This is a genomic window from Geobacter sp. SVR (assembly GCF_016865365.1).
In the GTDB taxonomy this organism is placed as follows: Bacteria; Desulfobacterota; Desulfuromonadia; order Geobacterales; family Pseudopelobacteraceae; genus Pelotalea.
Map to the genome: position 1 here is coordinate 3,107,145 of NZ_AP024469.1, position 22,684 is coordinate 3,129,828.

At 59.7% G+C, this 22,684-nt stretch carries 19 protein-coding genes; 10 read left to right on the forward strand and 9 right to left on the reverse strand.

Going from position 1 to position 22,684, the window contains the following annotated elements; translation table 11 throughout:
- Positions 1-189 precede the first annotated feature (189 nt).
- The 3 genes from GSVR_RS14665 to GSVR_RS14675 all read right to left on the reverse strand — a co-directional run bounded on the left by GSVR_RS14665 (position 190) and on the right by GSVR_RS14675 (position 3,146).
- Positions 190-672, reverse strand: coding sequence for a dihydrofolate reductase (locus GSVR_RS14665; protein WP_173201598.1), 483 nt, complete (start codon positions 670-672; stop codon positions 190-192).
- 18 nt (positions 673-690) lie between these two features.
- The gene (fusA, locus tag GSVR_RS14670) at positions 691-2,796 is read right to left on the reverse strand and encodes an elongation factor G (protein ID WP_173201597.1); all 2,106 of its coding nucleotides are present in this window, start codon (positions 2,794-2,796) and stop codon (positions 691-693) included.
- A gap of 164 nt (positions 2,797-2,960) precedes the next feature.
- Positions 2,961-3,146, reverse strand: coding sequence for a hypothetical protein (locus GSVR_RS14675; protein WP_173201596.1), 186 nt, complete (start codon positions 3,144-3,146; stop codon positions 2,961-2,963).
- Between the two features lie 315 nt (positions 3,147-3,461).
- Here GSVR_RS14675 and GSVR_RS14680 point away from each other — a divergent pair, with 315 nt between their 5' ends.
- Together GSVR_RS14680 and GSVR_RS14685 are read left to right on the forward strand one after the other, a co-directional pair.
- Complete coding sequence (locus GSVR_RS14680) at positions 3,462-3,875, forward strand: hypothetical protein (RefSeq protein WP_173201595.1); 414 nt, start codon at positions 3,462-3,464, stop codon at positions 3,873-3,875.
- Positions 3,876-4,044: 169 nt separating this feature from the next.
- On the forward strand, positions 4,045-4,980 hold the full coding sequence (locus GSVR_RS14685; RefSeq protein WP_173201594.1) for a beta-1,6-N-acetylglucosaminyltransferase: 936 nt from the start codon (positions 4,045-4,047) through the stop codon (positions 4,978-4,980).
- A 49-nt stretch (positions 4,981-5,029) separates the two neighbouring features.
- Here GSVR_RS14685 and GSVR_RS14690 read toward each other — a convergent pair whose 3' ends face one another.
- On the reverse strand, positions 5,030-5,839 hold the full coding sequence (locus GSVR_RS14690) for a helix-turn-helix domain-containing protein (protein WP_239077339.1): 810 nt from the start codon (positions 5,837-5,839) through the stop codon (positions 5,030-5,032).
- Between the two features lie 88 nt (positions 5,840-5,927).
- On the opposite strand from GSVR_RS14690, the gene GSVR_RS14695 reads away from it, so the two are divergent.
- The 5 genes from GSVR_RS14695 to GSVR_RS14715 all read left to right on the forward strand — a co-directional run bounded on the left by GSVR_RS14695 (position 5,928) and on the right by GSVR_RS14715 (position 12,859).
- Complete coding sequence (locus GSVR_RS14695; RefSeq protein WP_173201592.1) at positions 5,928-6,692, forward strand: class I SAM-dependent methyltransferase; 765 nt, start codon at positions 5,928-5,930, stop codon at positions 6,690-6,692.
- 146 nt (positions 6,693-6,838) lie between these two features.
- Positions 6,839-7,840 (forward strand): aldo/keto reductase, encoded by a 1,002-nt coding sequence (locus tag GSVR_RS14700; RefSeq protein ID WP_173201591.1) that lies wholly within the window; start codon positions 6,839-6,841, stop codon positions 7,838-7,840.
- Between the two features lie 32 nt (positions 7,841-7,872).
- A complete protein-coding gene (locus tag GSVR_RS14705) occupies positions 7,873-9,051 on the forward strand; it encodes an MFS transporter (protein ID WP_173201590.1) in 1,179 nt (392 codons plus the stop codon).
- 259 nt (positions 9,052-9,310) lie between these two features.
- Positions 9,311-10,285, forward strand: a complete 975-nt coding sequence (locus GSVR_RS14710; RefSeq protein ID WP_173201589.1) for an ABC transporter substrate-binding protein — start codon at positions 9,311-9,313, stop codon at positions 10,283-10,285.
- 12 nt (positions 10,286-10,297) lie between these two features.
- Positions 10,298-12,859, forward strand: coding sequence for a PAS domain-containing hybrid sensor histidine kinase/response regulator (locus GSVR_RS14715; RefSeq protein ID WP_173201588.1), 2,562 nt, complete (start codon positions 10,298-10,300; stop codon positions 12,857-12,859).
- Between the two features lie 68 nt (positions 12,860-12,927).
- Here the strand turns inward: GSVR_RS14715 and GSVR_RS14720 are convergent, their stop codons facing one another.
- Positions 12,928-13,857, reverse strand: coding sequence for an ROK family protein (locus GSVR_RS14720; protein ID WP_173201587.1), 930 nt, complete (start codon positions 13,855-13,857; stop codon positions 12,928-12,930).
- A 95-nt stretch (positions 13,858-13,952) separates the two neighbouring features.
- On the opposite strand from GSVR_RS14720, the gene GSVR_RS14725 reads away from it, so the two are divergent.
- Both GSVR_RS14725 and GSVR_RS14730 read left to right on the forward strand, forming a co-directional pair.
- A complete protein-coding gene (locus tag GSVR_RS14725; protein WP_173201586.1) occupies positions 13,953-14,327 on the forward strand; it encodes a TIGR03987 family protein in 375 nt (124 codons plus the stop codon).
- A gap of 186 nt (positions 14,328-14,513) precedes the next feature.
- Positions 14,514-17,762, forward strand: a complete 3,249-nt coding sequence (locus tag GSVR_RS14730) for a UvrD-helicase domain-containing protein (RefSeq protein WP_173201585.1) — start codon at positions 14,514-14,516, stop codon at positions 17,760-17,762.
- An 18-nt stretch (positions 17,763-17,780) separates the two neighbouring features.
- On the opposite strand, the gene GSVR_RS14735 is transcribed toward GSVR_RS14730, so the two are convergent.
- From GSVR_RS14735 to GSVR_RS14745, 3 genes are all read right to left on the reverse strand, one after another.
- Positions 17,781-18,479, reverse strand: coding sequence for a PilZ domain-containing protein (locus tag GSVR_RS14735; protein WP_203978684.1), 699 nt, complete (start codon positions 18,477-18,479; stop codon positions 17,781-17,783).
- Positions 18,480-18,535: 56 nt separating this feature from the next.
- Entirely contained in the window at positions 18,536-19,543 is a 1,008-nt protein-coding gene (locus tag GSVR_RS14740; RefSeq protein WP_173202324.1) for an OmpA family protein, read from the reverse strand.
- Between the two features lie 70 nt (positions 19,544-19,613).
- Entirely contained in the window at positions 19,614-21,551 is a 1,938-nt protein-coding gene (locus tag GSVR_RS14745) for a GspE/PulE family protein (protein WP_173202325.1), read from the reverse strand.
- A 359-nt stretch (positions 21,552-21,910) separates the two neighbouring features.
- Between GSVR_RS14745 and GSVR_RS14750 the strand changes: the two genes are divergently transcribed.
- Complete coding sequence (locus GSVR_RS14750) at positions 21,911-22,426, forward strand: hypothetical protein (protein ID WP_173202326.1); 516 nt, start codon at positions 21,911-21,913, stop codon at positions 22,424-22,426.
- A 66-nt stretch (positions 22,427-22,492) separates the two neighbouring features.
- Here the strand turns inward: GSVR_RS14750 and GSVR_RS14755 are convergent, their stop codons facing one another.
- On the reverse strand, positions 22,493-22,675 hold the full coding sequence (locus GSVR_RS14755) for a hypothetical protein (protein WP_173202321.1): 183 nt from the start codon (positions 22,673-22,675) through the stop codon (positions 22,493-22,495).
- Positions 22,676-22,684 lie beyond the last annotated feature (9 nt).

Genomic DNA, 22,684 nt, shown 5'->3' on the forward strand with positions numbered 1-22,684 from the left:
GCTGCGCTCTTTGCGGGACCGCAGCAATTTCGCTTCCCCGGGGTTCAACCTTTTTGAAGAGGTCGAAACGCTCAGGCGGATGAAGCATGCACAGCATGTCAGGCGTTACCGAAGTACCACCATGCCGTTTCCTTACTCATAGTATACTACCGGTTGGGTGGATGTTTCAAGCGGACAGGCACTGGTTCGTCATCGAATCCTGACATAGCTTCGCAGCGTGAATTGCTCGAAGGGTTGCTCCTTCTCCAGACGCCAGCGTTCCTGGTCAAAAGGGGGAAAGTAGACATCCCCCGGATAGGGATGGTGGATCAGGGAGATGTACATGCCGTCGGCGATCGGCAGGGCCTCTCGGAACAGTTGTACTCCTCCGATGATGAAAATGGGGCGTTGCGCCTGCCTGCCCTTGTCCAGGGCCTCACCAAACGATCTGGCTGTCTGCGCCCCCTCCAGCACCGGCACGGTGCTGCTGAGCACGATATTATGCCGGCCGGGCAGAGGACGCCCGATGGACTGGAAGGTCCTGCGTCCCATGATGACGGTTCCCCCCAGAGTGAGCTGCCTGAACAGCTGCAATTCCGCGGGTATGTGCCAAGGCAGTTTGTTGCCGGCACCGATTACCCCCTCCCCGGTCATGGCGGCAATTATGCGGATCGGCATGTCTTGATCGGTCATTGTTCAATCACCACTGCTTCATAGCAGGCCGAAACGCTGCTGGACATCGGCCGGAGCTTCCACGAAACGGGAGAGCTCCATCGTATAGCTCCCGCGTCCCCTGGTGGCGCCACGCAATTCTGTCATATAACCGAACATCCCCGCCAGGGGCACAGTCGCCTTCAGCACCTCGCTCCCCCCCTGGCTGGCCACTCCCTCTACCCGGCCGTTCTTCTGCTGCAGAGTACCGATCACCCGTCCCAGGCACTCGGATGGCACGGTCAGGTCCAGGGCCATCAACGGTTCCAGCAGGTAGGGTTCCGCCGATCGGGCCGCCAGCAGCAGGCCCCGCTGGGCAGCGCCCCTGACTCCGGCCTCGCTGGACAGTCCCGGTTGCCAGGGGATCTCCAGCACTTCCACCATCAGATCGGTCAGGGGATAGCCGGTCCGGCAGCCGGCCAGACAGGCCAAGCGCAGGCTCTCCTCCACGGAAGCGCAAAGGCCCGCGGGCATGCCCTCCGCCTGCGGCGGCAGCATCAGGCTCACCCCGCTGCCTGGCGGAAGAGGCGTCAAACGCAACTGCACCTCACCCGTGTCGCCGCGGCCCTCTCCGTCGATACGGAAGGATTCCCGCCACGTCACGCTCCGGCGGAGGGTCTCCCGATAGACGACCCTGGGGCGGCCGGTCTTGACCTGCAGTCCGTATTCCCGCCCGAGCCGGTCCACGATCACCTCCAGGTGCAACTCCCCCATGCCGGTCAGGATGAGCTGTCCGGTACCCTCGTCCTCATGTACGCGGAAGGTGGGATCCTCCCACTGGAGCTTCTCCAGGGCAGCAGGCAGCCGCTCCCTGTCGGAGCCCCCCTTCGGCTCCACCGCTATCGAAACGACCGGCTCCGGCACGGTCAGCCCCTCCAGCAGCACGGGCCGGGTCGGGTCGCAAAGGGTGTCGCCGGTTGCGGTGGCCCGGAAACCGAGCACCGTCACGATGTCTCCGGCAAAAGCCCGGCTGATCTCCTCCCTCCGGTGGGCGTGCATCCGGAACAGGCGGCCGATCTTTTCGGTACACAGGCGGCTTGCATTGAAAAGGGTGCCCCCTTCGTGAACCGTGCCCGAGTAGATACGCAGATAGATCAGCATCCTGCCTTCATCCGACATGACCTTGAAGGCCAGGGCCCGCAACGGCGCATGTGGGTCGCAGACTACGGTTTCCCGCTCGCCGGTCCCCGGATTTTTTCCGGTCAGAGGCCTGGCATCCAGAGGGGATGGCAGATACCAGCAGACAGCGTCCAGCAGCGGCTGGACGCCACTGTTGCGCAAGGCCGAGCCCAGCAGCACCGGAAACAACCGGCAGGCCAGCGTTCCGCGCCGCAGCGCCTCCCGCAGCCGGTCCCCTTCGACCGGTCGGCCGTCGAGATAATCGGCCAGGATGGTATCGTCGAAATCGGCTGCAGCCTCGGTCAGTGCCAGACGCGCCGTGCGCACCTCGCCGGCCTGTTCGGGCGGAACATCCCCGCGCCGGACGGTCCTGCCCAGGTCGCGCTCGTCGAATCGGCAGGACTCTCCGCTGATCAGGTCGATCACACCGTGCGGGTTTTCCTTTTCGCAGAGCGGCAACTGCACCAGCACCGGGCGTGCCTTGAGGAGATGTTCTATCTGTCGCAGGGTGTTGCGGTAATCCGCGCCGACCCTGTCCATCTTGTTGATGAAGCAGATGCGAGGCACCCCGTAGCGGTCGGCCTGGCGCCAGACCGATTCGCTCTGCGGCTGAACCCCCTCCACTGCACTGAAAATCGCCACCGCCCCATCCAGCACCCGGAGGGTCCGTTCAACTTCCACCGTGAAATCGATGTGACCGGGAGTATCGATCAGGTTCAGGCGGAATTCATGCCAGCGGCAGCTGGTGGCAGTGGCAGTGATGGTGATGCCCCGCTCCTGTTCCTGGGGCATCCAGTCCATGACCGCCAATCCGTCGTGCACCTCCCCCATCTTGTGCGTCTCCCCGGTATAAAACAGGATACGCTCGGTCACCGTGGTCTTGCCGGCGTCGATGTGGGAAATGATGCCGATGTTACGGATGGTGTCGAGCTCTTGAATAGCCGTCCTCCTTCGCAGGGGGCATGGAGCAGACCGCAGTGTATTCATGGACGGACAGATTTTCTGCCTGCCCGCCAGCCACACATACCGCCGTGCGGAAACGATACCACAGCGCACTGAACCGGTTATGCAAAAAACTGATACGCCCGGAATGGCCTTTATGTGCTACCGAAACGGTCGGCGACTCCGGGCGGGGTTCCGGCACCGCTAGCCTATGGCTGTGGCGATGCCGCCAACCGGCTCAGGATATGGATCAGGATGGTTTCCCGTTCCTTGAGGCCGAAACGGTAGTCTCTGCTGTCGGTATGGGCAATCTCGGTCTGGAGTTCGGAGAGCGAGGTCTCGAGCACTTCATTCAAGACCGTGCGTTCCTTATCCGTTAATTCGATCCGTGTCATACCCTCACCCCCTTGTTAGTGTATTGTACCACACACGGCAAGGGTTCAGCGAATGACCGACTTCGACACTGATTCCGATACAGCCGGCAACATCGCCAGAAATCATCGCTTGTAATTCAGGAGCTTTCGAACTTTAAGGTTGACGGATAGCATTATTTCTACAAGAATGCTAATGGTCGTGATGATTGACAGCGCACGTAATCCGGCCACCGCAGGGTACTGGGTACTCTCCGGTGCCAACGAATCAGCGGCTTTGTGTCACGGAATGGACAAGCGTCTTGTACAGGGAGATTCCCTTACAGTCGGGGGGAGCTGATGGAGTCATTACTCTTCAAGTCATGCCCGAAGTGCTTCAAGCGGTGGAGTTCAAGAGACGATTTCCTGTCCGATGATCTGATAAGCCTGATCGGCTATCAGGCCAGTTTCGATCAGTTGGAAAACGGGTTGTTTCTGTTTACGCACCGTACGTCCGAGTGTCTGACCACTCTGGCAGTCTGTGTATCCGAATTCCTGGATCTGTTCAGCGGTGCGCGCTGTCCCGAAACCAAGGCCTTGACCCGGGAATGCCCGCGCTTCTGCCTCGACGAAAGCAACCTGGAGCCATGCAATAATCCGTGCCAGTGCGCCTTTGTCCGCGATATCATGCAGGTCATCCACAGCAGGAGGTCTGTCAGTCCGGCGGCACTGTCGCGGGATGATTCCCTGCAGTCGTCGCTGCTTGACTGGTAACCCCTGCCGCCAGATCCCCCTGCCGAAACCCATATGAGCCTCGTTTCCCGCCCCCCGCGCCCCCTTTCTCCATGATCGTCTGCATCCTGCCCTGAAAACTCCCCCACGTATGCTAAGATAATGCTCATGAGCACCATCTCCGCTCTCTCACCGGGCTGGCAGGCACTCCGTGAAGCATGAAAAACCGTCCAGGATCGAGCGGCACCAGTGCCGCATCACGATCCCAACCGCATCCCTCCAGGATCTGCGTATGAAAACGGCCTATTTCATCATCGTGCATCACAAGCTCAACCAGTTTCGCTGGCTGTTCGAGGCGATCTACTCCGGGGAAGACCTGTTCTGCATCCATGCCGACCGCAAATCCGGTCCGGAGTTCCAGGAGCAGCTCCGTCGCATGATCGGGCCGCGCCCCAACGTCATCTTTCTGCCCCCCCGGAGGGTCATCTGGGGAGGATGGCGTCTGGTGGCGGTGGAGTTGGAAGCCATCCGGCACCTGCTGGCAGCTGATGCGGACTGGAAATACTACATCAATCTGAGCGGCCAGGACTACCCGATCAAACCGTTGCCCACCATCAAGGAAATCCTGCGCGCTGCGTGGCCCCGCAATTTCATCCGCAGCTGGCCCTTTTCAGCCATCCGCGAGCTCGAACCGGATGACCCGCATCTGCCCAGGCAGTTGGCCTTCGAGGCATTCGGCCGACTGGTGCGCACCCGCTACCGGCTACCGTTTCCGCGGTCGCTCGATATCCGTTTCAAGGGTTCCAACTGGCACATGCTGACCCGGGAATTCTGCTGCTGGCTGCTTGAGGACCCGCTTTCGAGGCGTGTGGCGCGCATGGTCCGCTACACCTTCATTCCCGACGAAATATTCTTCCAGGCGGTGATCATGAACAGCCCCTTCCGGGAAATGCGCACCGATTTCCGGCGTTTCGTGATCTGGCCGGGACCGAAGATCCTCGGGCTGGAGGACTATCCCCGCCTCCTCGAATCGGACTGCCTGTTCGGCAGAAAATTCGACGAGAACCATGATCGCCGGGTTCTGCAGCACCTGGCGGACGACTGCGGTTACAGGCCTCCGGAGCCGCCGATCTTCGCGTCACGATGACCGCCATGACCCACCACAAAGTCCGGGCCATGCGGGGCACCGATCCCTGTCACCCATTCCCGCACCGGCGGGCATACTGGCTTGGGGATGCCCCCAGTTCCTTGCGGAACATTTCGATAAAGGCGCTCAAGCTGCGATACCCCAGATCAAAGGCGATGCCGGTCACCTGCTGCCCCTGGTCGAGCCGCTTGACCGCCTCCTGCAGCAACAGGCGCTTGCGCCAGGTGCCGAAGGTCAGACCGGTTTCGCTGACGAACAGCCGCGCCAGGGTCCTGCCGCTGCCTCCGGCCAACCTGCCCCACTGTTCGAGATCGCGGTTGTCGCCGGGATTCTCCAGCAAGGCCTCTATTACCCGCACAAGCCGCGCATCGCGCCCCATCGGCAAATGCAGCGGCGTAACCGGGGCCTGGCGCAGCTCGTCCAGAATCACCTGCATCAACCGCCAGCCGGCTGTATCCGGCAGGTAGGCTTCCCCCACCTCGACCCCTTTCAGGATCAACTCCCGCAGCAGCGGCGAAACCTTCAGCACGCTGCACTGTCCGGGCAGCCCTCCCGTGGCGGTGGGATCGACGAACAGATTGCACAGCGCCACATCACCGGGAAAATAGACCTCGTGCTCCTGTTCGGGGGGCACCCAGACCGCCTGGGAGGGGGGCACCACCCAGATGTCGCGCCCGCAGATCACCCGCATGACTCCGCTGCTGGCATAGATCAGCTGTCCCCGCGGATGCGCGTGGCACCCGGCACAGGCCACCTGCCGGACCTGCAGTTTCCGGGGACTGATCTGCATGGCAAAGGGAATGATCGGCAGCCGGGCATCCAACCGGAAGCCCACCTCAACCGGCGGCAATTTTGTCATCTTTTCGTTATCCATTGGCATACCATAGAAAGACTGCCAAAAAAAGACAAGGTATAGTTGCTCTCATCGCCACCGGAGGGAATAACCAATGAGCAAAGACCATCGCAGCATCATCGTAGAGCAGTTCTCGCAGCAGGCCATACCCTTTGCCCGCGTGCCGGGCCATCTGGACTCCATTCAGCTCCTGATCGAACTGTCCGGCATCGGGCATGGCGGAACCGTACTGGACGTGGCCTGCGGTCCGGGGCTGGTGGCGTGCGAGTTTGCACGGCATGCGGAACACGTTACCGGCATCGACATCACACCGGCCATGATCGAACAGGCCCGCGGGCGCCAGCAGGAGCTGCAGCTTGCCAACCTGACCTGGATGATGGGTGATGTCCTGTCGCTCCCCTACCCGGACAACAGCTTCACGCAGGTCATCACCCGCTACAGTTTTCATCATTTCACCGAGCCGGGCGCGGTGCTGGCGGAGATGATCCGGGTCTGCGCACCGGGTGGACGGGTGCTGGTGGCGGATGTGGCCCTGGAACCGGACACGTCGGCCGCCTATGACGAGATGGAGATCATGCGCGATCCCTCCCACACCCATGCCCTGACCACCGGAGAGTTCGACGGTCTGTTCCGGCGCTCCGGCCTCACCGACTGCAGTCAGAGCTCCTACGGCGTGGAGATCGAACTGGAGTCGCAGTTGCGTGCCTCCTTTCCCGCTCCGGGCAACGAGGAGCGCCTGCGCACGATGATCACCGCCGATATCGGCATCAACCGCCTCGGCATCGCTGCCCGGTGGAGGGGAGAGCAGGTATTCTACACCGTGCCGATCAGCGTTTTTGTAGGCGGCAAAGCGTGCTGATCGTGTTCCGGAGAAGAGATTCATCGCACAATGGATGGCGGAAGCGATGTCAGGTTCGCCTGACGCTCCGCCAAAACAATTGAAAATTTTGCCAAAGCTTGCTACGCATGGCCTGAGAGAACAGATCAGGCCACAAGGAGCGTACCATGGAACAGAGAGCACTGGGGGCACAGGGGCTGACCGTTTCGGCCCAGGGGCTGGGCTGCATGGGCATGTCGGACTTCTACGGACACCGCGACGAGGCGGAGTCGATCGCCACCATTCACCGCGCCCTGGACCTGGGGGTGAATTTTCTGGACACCTCCGACATGTATGGTCCCTTCACCAATGAAGAACTGATCGGTAAAGCGCTCAAGGGGCGCCGCCACGATGTGGTGGTTGCCACCAAGTTCGGCATTGTGCGCGACAAGCCCTCCCCTGGCAGTTGGGCGCCGATCACCGGGATCTGCGGTCGGCCGGCGTACGTCCGTGCCGCCTGCGATGCGTCCCTGAGGCGACTCGGCCTGGATCACATCGACCTGTACTACCAGCACCGGGTCGACACCGAAGTGCCGATCGAGGAAACGGTCGGGGCCATGGCCGACCTGGTTGCTGCCGGAAAGGTGCGGTTCCTGGGGCTCTCCGAGGCAGGGGTGGCGACCATACGCCGCGCCCATGCCGTGCACCCGATTTCGGCGCTGCAGAGCGAATACTCGCTCTGGACCCGCGAACCGGAGGATGAGGTGCTGCCGACCCTGCGCGAACTGGGAATCGGATTCGTGGCCTATAGCCCCTTGGGGCGCGGTTTTCTGACCGGGCAGCTGAAAAGTCCCCAGGACTTCGCCGACGACGACTACCGCCGCAACTCTCCCCGTTTTCAGGGGGAGAATTTCGGCAGGAATCTCGAACTGGTCCGGCGGGTTACGGAGATTGCGGGCCGCAAGGGCATTACCGCCGGGCAGTTGGCCTTGGCCTGGGTACTCGCACAGGGGAGGGATATCGTACCGATTCCCGGCACTAAACGCAGGCGATACCTGGAGGAGAATGTCGCTGCCGGTGAGGTGGCCATCAGTGAACCGGAACTGGCCGAGATCGCAGCGGTACTGCCCAGGGGGGCAGCAGCCGGTGAACGCTACCCGGCCGCCATGATGGGTCTTATCAACCGCTGATGCCGGCATCCACGCAAAAAAGCAGGGCCCACATGAGGCCGTTCCTGCTGCTCTGCCTGATCGGTTTTGCCGCTTTTTTCAATTCCTACCTGCGCATACCGGTTATGCCGCTGTTTGCCGCCGCACTGGGGGCCGGCCCGGCCCAGGTAGGGAGCATCAACGGCGCCTTCATGCTGACAGCCGGACTGCTGTCGATTCCGGCCGGCCTGCTGGCGGATCGCACCGGCCGCAAGATACCGATCGTTGCCGGAGTGGTCGCCACTGCCGCCTCATCGCTCCTGGTTACCCAATGCCATCAACCGGGGCAGATTGCAGCGGCCTATGTCCTGTTCGGCGCCGGCCTGGCGGCCTTTGCCCCCGGCATGCTGTCGCTGGTGGCGGATGTGATGCCTCCTGAGCGGCTCGGCCAGGCCTATGGCTGGTACACCACCGCCATCTACATCGCCATGACGCTGGGACCGGCCACCGGTGGCTATCTGGCCAAGACGGTGGGGTTGCGCCAGGTGTTCTGGGTATCGGGCGGACTGCTGATGGGGGTGGCGCTTTTGGCCCTGCTGGTATTGCCCCAGGGACCTCCCCGCCACCGCAGCGAACTGCATGCCCTGCTGGGGGGCAGCATCCAGCTCTTTCGGAACCATCGTCTGGCGGCCTGCCTGCTGGCAACGGTCGGCAGCTGCATCGGGTTCGGCGTTTTCCTTACTTTTCTGCCGCTGTACGCCGCATTGCGGGGCTATGATCCGGCCCAGGCCGGCCTGGTGTTTGCCGCCCAGGCCATAACCAACGTGGTCGGCAGGATTCCGATCGGCAGCCTGGCCGACCGCTGCGATCGCCGCTTCATCGTCGCTGCCGGGCTCTTCTGTCTGGCAGCGGCCCTGGCTCTGCTGGGCCAGGCGGTTCAGCTGCCATATCTGTTGGGGTGCGCGGTGCTGCTGGGGATAGGCATGGCATTGACCTTCACCGCCATCGGCGCCCTGATCGCGGAACTGGTCCCGGCCGTTCAGCGGGGGCTGGCCATGGGGCTGTACAACAGCTGCATCTATCTCGGCATGATGGCCGGTGCCACCGGGATGGGATTTGCGCTGAAACAGATCGGCTACCCGGCCGGATTCGCCAGCGCCGGCACCGTGGCACTGGTGGGAATGGTCCTGTTTTTTGCGTTGATGCGCGGAGGAGTGATGGAGAGGGCAGACATGGGCAAAGAACAGCCATGACTGGTTTCCCGTACCGCACCCCCAATCGATCTCCTGACCTGGTATGATACCGTGGAGAAGGTTTATCGAAACCTGCCTGATGTGAAACAGCTCGAGAGTCTTCAGTAACTAGGCCTTCAGCCGCTCACTTATCCTCCCTGCCGCACCTCCCTGCCGGTCGATATTCATTGCATGTACATTGCTTTTACTGTATACACACTAGCGGAGATCATTCGACCGCTTTACAACCGGGTTTTCTGTCACCGGGCGAAGGCTTGCCATGTTGAAAGTGAAATCCATCCTGGTAGCTCTGATCCTGACGGCAATCGTCAGTTGCGACAAGTCTCCCCCCCCTCCCCCGCTCAAACTCACCCTGGCATACACGGCACTGCCCAATGGTACCTTGGTCCATGTCGCCATGGCAAACGGCTATTTTGTCCAGGAAGGGCTCCAGGTGCAGGCCCTGCGGCATACATACGGCAAAGCAGCCCTGCAATCGGTCCTCGACGGCACGGCAGATCTGGCTACCACTGCCGAAACACCTCTCGTTTTCGAAATCCTCAAAGGCAGCAAACTCTTCATCGTCGCCAACATTTTTTCCGCCACCAGAAATCACGCGATCATCGCACGCAGGGATCACGGCATTTCCACCCCGACCGACCTTAAAGGCCACCGCATAGGATACACCCCCGGCAGCACTTCCGACTTTTTCATGGATTCCATGCTCACCGCCAATGGCATCGATCGGCGGGACGTGGTGCCAATTCCCCTGAAGCCGGAAGAGATGTTCTCAGCACTTACCACGGGCATGGTGGATGCGGCCTGTATCTGGAACTTTCCCTTGATGCAGCTTCACAAGGCGTTGGGTGAAAAGGGGGTCGGCTTCTTTGACAACCATATCTACACAGAAACCCTCAACATCGCCGGGCATCAGGAGTTCATCCGCAACAATCCCGAAGCGGTGAAGCGGCTGCTCCGCGCCCTGATCAAAGCGGAACGCTTTGTCCGGGATCATCCTGATCAGACCCGGAGCATTGCCGCCGCCTATAACGGCGTCGACAAGACGCTGCTGCTCGAGCCATGGAGCACGTTTACCTTCAGGGTTACACTCGACGATACCCTTTTGATCACCATGGAGGACGAGACGCGCTGGGCCATGAAAAAGGGGCTCACGAACCGTACCCGCATGCCGGACTACAAATCCTTCATCTACCAGGATGCTCTTGCGGAGGTCAATCCCGATGCAGTCAGATAATCAGGTACCCCTGTGAACACTGCCGGCATACTGAAAAAGAGCTCCTTCCTCTCCGTTGGAGTCCTGATCCTGATGGTGCCGACACTGATCTGGTCATTCAGCAAGACGCGCACGGCATCGGAGAACGACCTCCTGTCCGCCTCGATGCAGTCCGTCTTTTTCGAACGGATCGCACTCCGGGACAAATATCTGCTGTACCGCGAGGTGCGGGCGAAGGATGAGTGGCATGCAAAAACCGCGGCTGCCGACCTGTTGATCCAAAAGGCTGCCGTTCGGTTCGGCGACAGCGACGAACGCATCATCGTGGAGGAAATGCGCCGTTCCTTTAACGACACAAACGAAATATTCTCCAGGATCGTCGGAAACAGCGAGGCGATGGAGACTCCGGGCGCCAACCTGCACATACGGCAGGAACTGGAGAAGAGACTTGTCAGCCAGATCGTGCTGCGGGCTTCCCAACTCCAGGGGGCAGCCAGGCGGTTGCAAAACAGGACCCAGGAGCGGCTGGAAAGTACCTACCAGCGTTCCATTACCCTTACCTCCCTGTTCGTTGTGCTGGCGGTGTTCATCAGCCTTCTGAACTATCGGCTCGTCAACAGTTCGCTGAGAAAGCGCCGGCAGGCAGAGGAGGCACTGAAAAAGGAGGCATCTCTCAACAAGGCTTTCCTGGAAACGGTCAGAGCCGTTGTCCTCATCCAGGACAAGGATGCCCGCATACTGTATTTCAACCTATTCAGTGAAGAGCTGTCGGGATACTCCTCTGCGGAAATCCTGGGAAGAACGGTGTGGGACCAGCTGCTGCCCCCCGAAGATATGGAACCGGTGCGGCAGGCATGGCAGATGTTGATGGCCAAACAGGAGATCAAATACTTCGAAAACTTCTGGAAAACCAAGAGCGGGGAGCTTCGCCGCCTGGCCTGGACCAGCTCGGTCATACTCGACAGTATCGGAGAGCCTGAATACATAATCGGAGTGGCCTTCGATATTACGGAACGGACCCGGATGGAGGAAGCGTTACGGGAGAGTGAGAAACGGTACCGCACGCTTTTCGATCAGGCCAGGGACGGTATTGTCATAGTCGATCCGGTGGACGGCCGAATCGTCGACCTGAACAAGTCCTTCGCCGGCATGCACGGACACACCATGGCGGAAATGAGGCATCTGAACCTCCGTGACCTGGATACCCCGGAAACGGCGGAACTGATCCGGGAGAGGATGAAGAGAATTCTGGCGGGAGAATCGTTCCACTTTGAGGTAGAGCATTATCATAAAGAGGGCTATGTCATTCCTCTGGATGTTGTGGCCAACAGGATTGAACTTAACGGAAAGGAGCTTGTTCTCTCCTTCCATCGCGACCTGTCCGAGCTCAAACAGTTTATCAGGGAGCTTGCCGTTGCACGGGACGCAGCCGATGCCGCCAACAAGGCCAAGAGCGATTTTCTGGCCAACATGAGCCATGAAATCCGCACCCCCATGAGCGGCATAATGGGCATGGCGGAACTTCTCGAAGAGACCGAGCTCGACGATATTCAGAAGGAATACCTGGAGGCCATCCAGATCTCGGCCAACAGTCTTCTGACGGTCATAAGCGATGTTCTCGACATTTCCAAGATCGAAGCGGGCAGAATCGATCTGGAGTCGGTCCACTTCAGTCTGCGCAATGTCATTGACGATACGCTTAAAGTCCAGTCATCGCTGGCCAGGTCCAAGGGGCTCGATCTGGTCGCCGAAATCGCCCCGGGCCTGCCCGATAATGTGACGGGAGACCAGCACAGACTGAAACAGATCCTGCTCAATCTCGTCAGCAATGCCATCAAATTTACCGAAAAAGGATCCGTAACTGTATCGGCCGGCCTGATCGAACATCATGGCGACAGCGCCCTTTTCCGGCTGAGCGTGGCTGATACCGGCATTGGCATCAAACCGGAAGCCATTGAGAAAATATTTGCCCCGTTTATCCAGGCCGACAGCTCCATGACCAGAAAGCATGGCGGCACCGGCCTGGGACTTTCCATCTCCACCAAGCTGGCAGAGATCATGGGGGGCAGAATCCGGGTGGAAAGCCGTGAAGGTACCGGCAGCACATTCCATATCGAGCTGCCCTTCACCGTCAATTCCGCGGATATGGGGGAGAGTGGCACCGCCGTTCAACCGCCTGCGTGGAAAGGGCCACCGCTTCATATCCTGCTGGCTGAAGATCATGAACTGAACCGAAGATTTACCATGGAAATGCTGCAGAAGATGGGGCATGTCCTGGCACTTGCCGGAGACGGCAACGAAGCGGTTGAAAAATGGGAAAAAGGGAAGATGGATGTCATCCTGATGGACGTGCAGATGCCGGTCCTGGATGGCATCGAGGCCACGCGGATCATCCGTGAAGGTGAGAAGGCATCGGGAAGCCGCACGCCGATCATCGCACTGACCGCGCATGCATTGACAGAAGATCGCGAGAACCTCCTGCGGTGCGGTTTCGACGGGTATGTGTCAAAGCCGATCGTGTTTGAGGTGCTGATCAATGAAATCAGGAATTGTCTGCCGGCCGATTTTCCAAAGAGTTATCCAACACCTTCCTGAATCCGCAACAACGTAAGGCCGTAGGTCCCGGTAACTGTCCGGGCCAACCACCAGTACGGCAGCAGTCATCAGGTGTTCTGCAACTTCCCAATCCAGGCCGCGCCGAACACTCCGGCCGAGTCCCCCAGCAGATTCTTCAGGACAGGCGTCTCCAGCTTGTCGTGAAAGGCATGGCGTCTCATCCGCTCGACTCCCGCGGTATAGAGTTCCTCGATGTTGGACAGTCCGCCACCAAGCACGATAGCGTCCGGATCAAGGATCGTTACCAGCCCCCCCAGGCAGCGGCCAAAGTTGTCCAGGAAACGCTCGAAAGCTTCCCGGCAGCGCGGTTCGCCCTCCCTCGCCCGGTCAACGATCTCGTCCATGGTCAACCTGTACCCATGCTCCCGGAAAAAGGCCGCCTCGACCCCTGACCCGCTGATCAGCGTCTCCACGCAGCCCCGCTTACCGCAGTAGCATTCCGCTCCCCCCGGATCGACGGAGAGGTGGCCCCACTCCCCTGCGATGCGATGCGGCCCTTCGCGCACCATGCCGTCGATGCAGATGCCACCCCCGCACCCGGTCCCCATGATGACGCCGAAGACCAGGCCGTAGCCCTTGCCGGCTCCCGAACGGCACTCCGCCAGGGTAAAGCAGTCGGCGTCGTTGCGGACCCGCACCGGATGCCCCAGCAGCCGCTCGATATCTCCCTGCAGGGGACGGCCGATCAGGCAGGTGGAGTTGGCATTACGCACCAATCCCGTAAGAGCGTCGACGGAGCCGGGAATGCCCATGCCCACGGTGCAGGGGACACCCGGAGGAAGATTCCGGGCTGCTTCGACAACCATCTCCGCCGCCACTGCCAGGACCGCTTCGTACCCGTCGGCCCGCGGGGTGGGCCTGCGCTGGCGCCACAGGACCCCGCCATCCGGCGCAAGCAGAATGGATTCGGTCTTGGTACCCCCCAGATCGATGCCGACGGCAGCGGCATCTGGTGTGGATGTCCCGTTTGTGTTCATATCACCTCCGGCTGTCGGGGAGCGGTCCGCACACAAAGCGGTGGTGTCCCGGCGCCCGATTGTGTAACATGCCGCGAAAAAAGAAAAGGGCATGTATGCTGCTGTATGCCGTAATCTGGATGAATCTGGCGCTGATTTTCTACACCTGGGCGGTTTTCAGCGCCCGGAAGAAAGGATTGCACCGGAGGCACCTGTTCCTGTTCGGGTCCGGCCTGGCCTGCGACTACCTGGGAACCCACCTGATGCTGCTCTATGGCCTCTCGACAGGGGTGATACCCGAGTGGCACATCGCCATCGGGATGGCCTCCCTGTCCGGCATGGCCTTCCACTTCCTGCTCGCCCTGGCGGCAACGCTTGTCCGCCGGGCAGAGGGAGTGAACCGCCTCTTTCACCGGGTGAGCCTGAGTATTTACACGGCCTGGCTGGTCGCCTTCATCACCGGCTCGATTGCGGGAATCAGCGGCAAATAACGGTTACCGGCAGCCGCGATATGCCGGAACCATCCCACCCAAGATCGGCATTTTACCCTGTCAAACCGTTCACAGTCAGATCTGCTGCCTTCTGCAGGGGCATACCGCTGTTCCTGTATCGTCATCCGTGACCGTCACAAACGAAGCTGAGCATACGACTTCTCAGTACCAGAAGGATACACTGCCATGGACTATATTGCCGATCTCCATATCCACTCCCCCTATTCCCGGGCCACCAGTCCGGAGGGAACCCTGACCGGCCTGGCGGGTTGGGCGCGGGTCAAGGGCATCCAGGTGATCGGCACCGGCGACTTCACCCACCCCGCCTGGTTCCGGCGTTTGAAGGAGGAATTGGAGCCGGCTGAACCGGGACTGTTCCGGCTGAAGAACGAACAGACCATCGTCTCTCCGCTGGCCGGAGTGACCCCGGCGTCCGCACCGGTGCGCTTCATGCTTTCGGCCGAGATCAGCAGCATCTACAAGCGTCATGGCACGGTACGCAAGGTTCACAACCTGCTCTATGTGCCCGATTTCGCCTCTGCCGAACGACTGAACGCCACGCTGGCCGGCATTGGCAACATAGAATCCGATGGCCGTCCGATCCTGGGGCTGGACAGCCGGGATCTGCTGGAGATTTTGCTGGAGCAGGCTCCGGAGGGTTTCCTGGTGCCGGCCCATATCTGGACCCCCTGGTTCTCACTGTTCGGTTCCCGGTCGGGTTTCGACAGCATCGAGGAATGTTTCGGCGACCTGACTTCCCACGTTTTTGCACTGGAAACGGGCCTTTCCTCCGATCCGGGCATGAACCGGCTGATTTCCGGCCTGGACCGTTTCGCCCTGATCTCCAATTCCGACTGCCATTCTCCATCCAAGCTGGGGCGCGAAGCCAACCTTTTCTCCACTGGTCTGGATTTCTTCTCCCTGCGCGAGGCCATCCGCGGCAACCGGCGCGAGACCTTCCGCGGCACTGTGGAGTTTTTTCCCGAAGAGGGGAAGTATCACGCCGACGGCCACCGCACCTGCAACGTCTGCCTCGATCCCCAGGAAACCCGCAAACTGGGGCTGATCTGTCCGGTCTGCGGTAAACCGTTGACCGTAGGAGTCTATCACCGGGTCATGGAGCTGGCCGATCGGGAGCAGCCCCTCTTCCGTGAGGATTCGCCCCGGACTTTCAGCCTGATCCCGCTGCCCGAAGTGCTGGGAGAGATCGCAGGGGCCGGACCGGCCTCCAAAAAGGTACTGGAGCAGTACAGCCGTACCATCGCCCGTTTCGGTTCCGAATTCGGCCTGCTGCTGCACACCTCGACGGAGGAGATCCGCCAGGCTTCACCGGTTCTGGGGGAGGCGGTGGAACGCATGCGCAGCGGCCGGGTTATCCGCAAGCCCGGCTTCGATGGGGAATACGGCGTAATCCGGGTCTTTGAGGAAGGGGAGCTGGAGCGTCTGGCCGGCCAGGCGAGCCTGTTCGGCGACGGCTCCGCCCCCCGGCGCAGCCGGAAGAAACAGGCCGGAGCGCTGGCGCTGCCGGCCATGGCGGACCGTAGTGACCAGACCTACACAGGCCCGGGAAAAACCGGCGGCCCGAACCAGGAGCAGGCGGCCGCTATCGCTTCCGACAGCCGTCACATTCTGGTGACCGCCGGACCGGGGACCGGTAAGACCTACACCCTGACGGCACGGGTGACGGCCCTTCTGGAAGCGGGGCATGCCCCGGAACGGATGGCGGCCATCACCTTCACGGTCAAGGCGGCGGACGAGGTACGCGAACGGTTGCTGAAGGCGGCCGAAGAGGCGTGCGAGCGGGTATTCGTTGGGACGTTCCACCAGTTCTGTCTCCACTGGCTGCGTCATGGTGTGCCGGACCTGGCGGCGATCGGCCCGGAGGATCGCGAGCGGCTGCTCAAGCGGCTCTTTCCCGGCCTGGGCGCCACGGAGCGCAATACCCTGAGCGAAGAGATATCCGGGTATTTTCTGTCTCCCACAGGGGCGGGCGATCATCTTCAGACGTATCTGGACGAACTGCAGCGGTTGAATGCCCTTGACCTGGATGCAGTGGTGCCGGAGTTCATCCGACGGCTCGAAGCGGATGCCGGTCTCCTGCGGCTGGTCCGGGCCTCCGTGGAACACCTCTTTGTGGACGAGTTCCAGGATCTGAATCAATGCCAGTTCGATCTGATACGGCTTTTGGCCGAAACCGGCCGGATCTTTGCCATCGGCGATCCCGACCAGGCCATCTACGGCTTCCGGGGGAGCAATCCGGAGTTTTTCTTCCGTTTCGCCGCTCTGCCGGAAGTGGAACAGATCTTCCTGACCCGCAACTATCGCTGCCCCACCACGATCATTGCGGCAGCCACGGCGCTGATCTCCCGCAACACCCGGCGCAACGCTCCGTCCCTGGTGGCCGGATCGAACCGTCAGGGAAACATCGAGCTGCACAGTGCGGCATCGCCGGCTGCCGAGGCGGAATTCATCGTGCGTCGCATCGAGGAGCTGATGGGGGGCATCGAGCATTTTTCCCTGCATTCCGGCCGGGGGGGCAATGGCGGGACGGGACGCGGCCTGAGTTTCGGGGAGATAGCCGTGCTCTTCCGGCTCGGCCGACAGGCCGACGAGATTGCGGCCGCCCTGGAGCGGCGCGGTATACCGTATCAGCAGGTGGGAACGGTACCTTACTATCTGGCCCCGGACCTGCGGGCAGTCTATTATTTTATTCAGGCTGCCGCCGGTTCGGAGGTTATGGCCGATTGGCTCCAACTGTCCGGAGCCCTGCCGGGAATCGGCAGTGCCAGTATCGATCGGCTGGAGGCGGCGCTGCCACTGAGCGGGGATTTCCGAACCTGTCGTACGCTTGTGGAACTACCGGCGGGGGCGGAACGGGCACTAGGGGAGCTGGAGCAGGTACTGGAGCATTTCCGGAAAGCCGCTGTCCAGGGCGGGCTGGCTGCGGCACTGCATGCGGCTTTGCCCTTTCTTTCCGTGAATGGGGAATCGACCGGAACCATGCGGCTTCTGGACCTGGCCAACAGCTTCGGCAGCAGCCTGACCGTCTTTGCCGGACATCTGCGCCGCTATGCAGAGGCCTCGGTCTATGACGAACGCGCCGAGTCGGTGGCTCTGATGACCCTGCACAGTGCCAAGGGGCTGGAATTTCCCGTGGTCTTTCTGGCCGGTGTCGAAGAGGGGCTGCTGCCCTGTTCGCTCTGGAACGAGGTAAATATTGAAGAGGAGCGGCGCCTGTTCTACGTCGGTCTCACCCGTGCCAAGGAGCGGCTGCTGCTGACAGCCTCGGGCAATCGCCCCTGGACAGGGCCGTCACCCCGTCCGCTCTCACGCTTTATCGGCGAGATGCCGGCGCAGCTTCTGACGACTGCCGTTGCCGCGCCTCCCAGAAAAACGAAAGAACCGAAGGGTGCAGAACAGATCATGCTGTTTTAAATGGGGTTGTGCGGACGCCTAGCCGCACCAGAGTTCCCTGATGATTTCCGCCTGTCGCAGGGCAATCAGCCGGCCGATCTGCCATTCGCTGCTGCGGTCGTGCTCAAAGGCGAAAATACAGCGAAACAACTTGTCGTGCGGCACGATTCTGACCAGCTTGACCATGATCTCCGCCTTAATGGCCTCTTTACCTGTTTTGAGGCGTGTTTCAAAGGTAAGGCGAAAATAACTGAACGCACCCAGCAATGCCCGGTCCAGGATCTCCACGGCACATCCATTCAACGAGCAATCGAGCATTCGGCCCCGGCATTCCGTCGTTCCTGCCCAGATCGAAACCGCCAGCGGTACGTGCATCCTGACCCTGATCGACAAGCGCAGGTCGGAAAGCACTTCGGCATAGGAGAAATCGGAAAGAGCCACTTCCCTGGTGTCGGGATCGCAACTGGCCATGGCATGGACGTCGTGTTTGAGCCCCGGAATCTGGATTATCGTATCCTTGCTGAACTCGATCACCCGTGACTGGGCCTTGTTGGTGCGGCAGAACAGGGTCGTGCCCGATGCGTGGAGAATCTGCGCTTCTCCACGCACGGGCACTTCCTTGTAATGATTGAAGAACTTCACTGACGGCGCCGGCGGGGAAAGGAGCGGCTCGAACAGCTCCGCCTGGAGTGCGGCTTCATCGATCCGTCCCAACAGTCTGACATGCTCGTTATTCACTCGTAGTCCTTACCGGAAAAATAATTGCATCGGACGGCGCCGGGCGCAGCGCCCCACTAATTGCAGGCGAAGTTCGATTCGATACGGCGGTTCCGTTCTTTACCCGCCTTGGTCTTATTGTCGGCAACGGGCTTGGTGGGGCCGAAGCCGACCGCCTTGATCCGCTGGGGAGCTATCCCGAATTCTTTGATCAGATAATTGCGGACGCTTTCGGCACGGCGCTGGGAGAGCTTCATGTTGGCCGCCGTGCTGCCGACGCTGTCGGTATGCCCTTCAATGGTGCCGCTGGCCTGCGGGAATTCGTTCAGAAAGTCGGCCAGTTTTTTCAGTTCGTCGCGGTACTGCGGCTTGATATCCGCTTTGTTGGTATCGAAATGGATGTTGATGACCGCAGGGCTGCACAGCTTGGTCTTCTCCGGAGGCGGAACGGCTTTCACTACCGGAGCGGGTGCGGTTACAGCGATGCCGGCGGTTTTCGTGACGCGGCCCCCCTTGCCGCTACAAACCAGGGTGTAGGTACCCGTGTCGGAAGGGCTGACCGTGCGGGAGCCCTGCAGGGGGACCGGACCTATTTCCGGCTGAATGTCACAGTTTGTGGCATTTTCCGAAGTCCATGCAAGGGTGGCGGCCTGTCCTTTGGTTATCGCATCCGGAGTAGCGCTCAGGCTGGCAGTCGGAGCCGGAATGGGAGCTGGCGCAGGTGCGGGCGCCGGTACCGGTGCCGGGACAGCCTTGGCCGGGGGACAGAGAACATTGACCTGTGCCGTTGCCTGCTTCGCCAGCGCGGCCCCCTCCTCGGTATGACAGGCCCTGAAGACGTCATAGGCGTTGTTCTTGGCATCCTCGGCCTGCTTGAATTCCGCGGGGCAGAGTTTATCCTTGCCCGCGGCGCGGGCAGCTTCCACCGCGCGGTCGGCTTCCTGCATCTCTGAGCGGATAAAATATCCGGGGATATTACCGCGCCCGGTATTGACCTCATAATGTCCACAGCCGGACAGCATGCCCAGCGAGGCCAAGGCCAGCACTACACAACAGCTTCGCAACATTTTCTTTACCTTTTCCATGTTCTTTCCTCCTCAGGATTTCATGTACATCAAGCATGCACGTGATCGCAACGACCGAGCCGGCCACTTCCTATTTAACACAAACTCGGCGTACTTCGTTAATATCGGTAAATCCTTGCAAGACCTTGAGGATGCCGTCCTGCCTGAGGGTAGTCATCCCATCGGACACGGCTTGGGCCTGAATGACGTCCGTCCGGCTCCGTTTTTTGATCAGCTTTTTCAGCTCAGGCGTGCATCTGAGCACTTCATGGATGCCCATACGCGAGCGATAGCCGCTATGGTTGCACTGTTCGCAGCCAACTGCCCTGCCCATGACGACCGTGTCGCGGTCCGCCTGCGGCAGGGAAAAGCCGGTGCCATATTCTTCGATCAGTTCGTCAAACTCTTCCGCGGTGGGCCGGTAGTTTTCCTTGCAGTCCGGGCAGAGACGCCGCACCAGACGCTGGGCCAGGATGCAGAGCAGCGAATCCGAAAAACTGAATGGATCCAGCCCCATTTCCAGGAGCCTGGTGATTGTTTCCGGTGCTGAGTTGGTATGCAGGGTCGAAAAGACCAGATGACCGGTGAGTGACGCTTCAAGTGCAATGCTCGCTGTCTCTTCATCGCGCATCTCCCCCACCATGATGATATCCGGGTCAAGCCGCAAAAAGGAACGCAGCGCAGCAGCAAAGCCGAAGCCGATGCGGGGGTTGACCTGGACCTGCCGAAGCCCGAACTGCGTGATTTCCACCGGGTCCTCGGCGGTCCAGATCTTACGGTGGGGCTGATTGATGGTGGCCAGACCGGAGTGGAGGGTGGTGGTTTTCCCTGAACCGGTCGGTCCTACCACCAGAACCAGTCCATGCGGAGACAGAAGGTTTTCCTCGAATATCCGCCGGTTGCGGTTGCTAAGCCCCAGATCCTTGAAGGCTAGCGGCTCGCTGTTGGACAGAATGCGTATGACGGCATCTTCCAGGCCGTTGACCGTTGGCATGGTGGCCACGCGCAGCTCAATGCCCAAAGGTCCGAACTTTCTGAATTCTATCTTGCCGTCCTGAGGCTTGCGGCGTTCCGAAATATCGAGATCTGCCATGATCTTGATGCGTGAAATAATGGCGAACTTGTATCTGTAAGGGATCTTTTGATAGATCGAGCAATGACCATCGATCCGGATGCGGACAATGACGTCGTTTTTACCGGCTGACGGCTCGATATGGATGTCGGAAGCCTTTTTCAGGTAGGCATCGTAGATGATCTTGTTGACGAGCTTGACAATGACGTTGTCTTTCTCGGTAACCTGCTTGCTCTCTTCCTCCACATCCGGTTCGTCGCTCAGCGTGCTTTCACTGAGCAGTTCCGCGATGCTGTCGGGAAGATTCAGATTCAACTCCTCGCCAACTGCGGCACCCTTTCCATCATCGGCTATGTTGTACATGAGCTTGTGGGCCAGACGCATACTGGTTTCGGAAACAATGACGGCATTGATCCTGAAGCCCATGACATCTTCCAGCTCTCGAATACTGTTCTGGTGTAACGGCTTTGCCATGGCCAGGGTCAGCGTCGATCCCACTTTTGAGATGGGGGCAAGACGGTGCGTTCTGGCAAAGGCTGCACTGATGTATTGTATCGCATCCGCCTGCAGATCCCGGCTACCGCTGATATGCATATACGACAGGTCGTACTGTATCGCCACTGACTGGGCCACCTGTTCTTCGTCGAGATATCCCAGTTTCAGCAGCGCGGATTCCAGGCTGATCCTCTGCTGCTTGACGACTTCCTTGGCAATGGCAAGTTTTCTGTGGCTGAGCAGACCGTTATTGACAAGAATAGCGCCCAGGTCGGGACGTTTGTTGTTATGATCGAGCAGAAAACGGAGGTCGGCTTCCTTGACATACCCCAGCCGGCACAGCAGCTGGCCGATTGTCTGGCCGGGCATGCTGGGTTGCAGTTCCAGCGTTTCCCGGAGCTGTCGAGCAGTTACCATCTCTTTTTCAAGTAGCAGCTCTCCGATCCTTTTTGTCGCATTCATGCTGCATTGCCCTCACGTCATATGCTCACGCCGTTTCGACCGGCCTGTGCTTCCCGTTGCGGAATCCGCCTGGAGCACGGCAGCAAGCATAGCATAGCAAAGGGGGGAATCAACCAACCGAACCTGACGAAATGTGACGAAATGTGACATTTTGCTTCGGGACATCGTATGGGCACAGGAGGTCAAATATGGGGGAACTCATCTTACGGAAAATAAAACTGACAAAATTCCTCGCCAAGCGACGAAGACTTTTCTATTATTGCCCCTGCTGATTCGCTAAAAAAGTTTCACTGGGATTTTAATTGTGAGTATCGAAAAAGCGGCGCCACAAGGCGCACATGTTCCGTAAGGAGATCTGCATGACTACGTTATTCAAGTACTTGGCGCTAGTGCTTCAGGCCGCTGTTTTCAGCGCACTGCTATCAAACGAAGCATCGGCAATGGAGCAGTTGAACATGAAGAACATCACGGACGCCGACAAGGTTTACTTCGGAAAAAGACTTACCAAGGAGCAGCTTGAAAAGCTGCAGTATATTCTTGCAAACGGTTTCACCACGAGCAAGTCACCCTGCGAAAAGGTTGCGGCTATCAACAAAAATCTTCTCTTTCTGAAGACGGTGACCTCTGTTTTTCGCGAGGCTTCTGCCAGCGGAGAAATCAGCACGTATGCTCGAAGTTATTCTTCCTCATTGACCCACGAATTTACTGCAACAGCCAAAGTATTTGGCGACATTCTCCCGCGTTACGAACAAGCCTGTCGTGCCAGCCGGCACATCGTGGAAAACACCGAACAAAGGGTGATTGGGAAAGAGTCGTCATCTTCGACGGCACTCCAGGAAACGGCAAGAAACCTCGATCACGAAAAAAGCCCCTGATCTCTCAGAGGCTTCGGATTTGCTCCGCAGCAATTGGCGGCTGCAGACTGTACATGACAGGCTTCGTTATAAGTGTTTGCCTTTTGGAATGATGTGTTTCAGCTTTTTGGAGCCATCATACAAGGTCTGCTTGATGATGCCCCGTTTCTCTTTAAGATCCTTCCTCTCACCGTCTTCTTCCAGTGCGATTTCAGCTTCTCCGGCCAATTCCTCGATTTTTGCCTCTTCTTTTTCTGTCAGAGTAGCCATACGCTTACC